Raw genomic sequence first — 1,517 nt, forward strand, 5'->3', positions numbered from 1 at the left:
CGTTATAGTTCGGCACATCGTCGGAATAGGTGAAGGTGGTGGCTGGCAGGGCTCCCGCCGATCCGGCAGTCACGGAACCATCCGTCGCATTGACGACAAAGTCGCTTGCAAACTCGGTGACGCTGAGCAGATTGCGGTTCAGGCGCACCGCGCTTGAAGCTGCGTCCGCAAACACCAATCCGTAGGCACGAACGGGAAACGAGCCTGTGCCTTTCGAACTCGTTTCGTCATAAATCTGTACGGACCGCAGCAAGAACGCCTGGCGGCCGAACATCGTGTCAGATCCGACACCAAAACGCACAACCGGCACGTCAGAGTTGTTGGCATACGAATTGTAACCGAACTTGATGCGATATCCCCCATAGGTGATCGCACTGGGCCGTTCCGTCAGCCCGTCGGTAACCGAACTGAACGCATAGGTGAAGTTCACCACATTCTTGAATGTGGACCCTTCACGCTGAGCGTCCACGATCTGCGCCAAAAGGAAGCGCCGCTTGAAGAGAACGTTGAAATTAGGGTCCGTCGGGGCAATCGCCGTTCCTCCGATCCCGGCCAAACTGACCAAGGCTCCAACGCTGCGGTAGATATACTGCGTCCCATCCGGGTCGTAGACGTGAAACTCTTCGATCTCGCCCGTCGTGTTCGCCGACCCTCCCGACGGCACAATGACCCGGATGATCCGACGATAGTTCTCGTGCTGCGCAGTGAGATCCCCGGAGCTGCGGCAGCTTGCGCTTTGGTTATCCACATCCTTCAGGAAGGACGGATAGTTCGATCCGCTGAAGCTCGCGGCATTGCCACAGGCCAGCAACGTCTCGCCGTCGAGCACATACAGATCATTCGCCGCGACATAGGTCGGCAGTCCGCCACCCAAGGTCTGGCGCTCGATCACCGAAAGCCCGTCAATCTTCCATCCATAGCCGACCAAAGCATCTGGACGACCCCGCAGTCGACCGCTCGACACATAGCTCAAGCCAAGGTTGGGCTCGAGCCCACGGAACGACGGCAGCTTGAAAGAGTAAGTGTAGTTGAAGACACCGTGCTGCTTCTCGACATGGCCCTGCGTGCTGAGATCCAGCACACCGTCTGAGGCCGGATCCCAGGCTTCGCCCGTCGTCGTCGAGGACTGTGCTGCCATCGCAGCTGACGCCTTCGCTGGCGCGCCCTTCTTGGGCTTGGCCGCAGCCGTCCCTTCGCTCGTGGCCGACGGCTCAGCGGCTGCTGCATCCGACTGATCTGCATCAACGGCTGGCGCCACCGGTTCGTCGATCGGAGCCAAGTCCAGCGGCTCGTCCGCAGTCCCAAGTTCATAGAGACCAAGATCGTCCTGCGTATAGCTTGGCGCCTCGTCTGCCCTCAGTGAGAACCCGGTGCCAAAAACAATGCCAACCGAAAGCAACAACGCTCGCGACGAAATCAAAGCCTTCATGACAATCCCGCTCGATTCACAAATCCGTGAACCAGCCTAACCACCCATATCCCCAAATCAACCAAAAATTAGCAAACAATGCCAAAAT

At 58.2% G+C, this 1,517-nt stretch carries 1 protein-coding gene; it reads right to left on the reverse strand.

Annotated features, from left to right (window positions below):
- On the reverse strand, window positions 1-1,429 hold a 1,429-nt coding region (locus GV832_RS21630; protein ID WP_227754616.1), incomplete at its 3' end, for a hypothetical protein.
- Window positions 1,430-1,517: the final 88 nt, after the last annotated feature.

Source organism: Stagnihabitans tardus (genome assembly GCF_009925085.1).
Taxonomy (GTDB): domain Bacteria; phylum Pseudomonadota; class Alphaproteobacteria; order Rhodobacterales; family Rhodobacteraceae; genus Stagnihabitans; species Stagnihabitans tardus.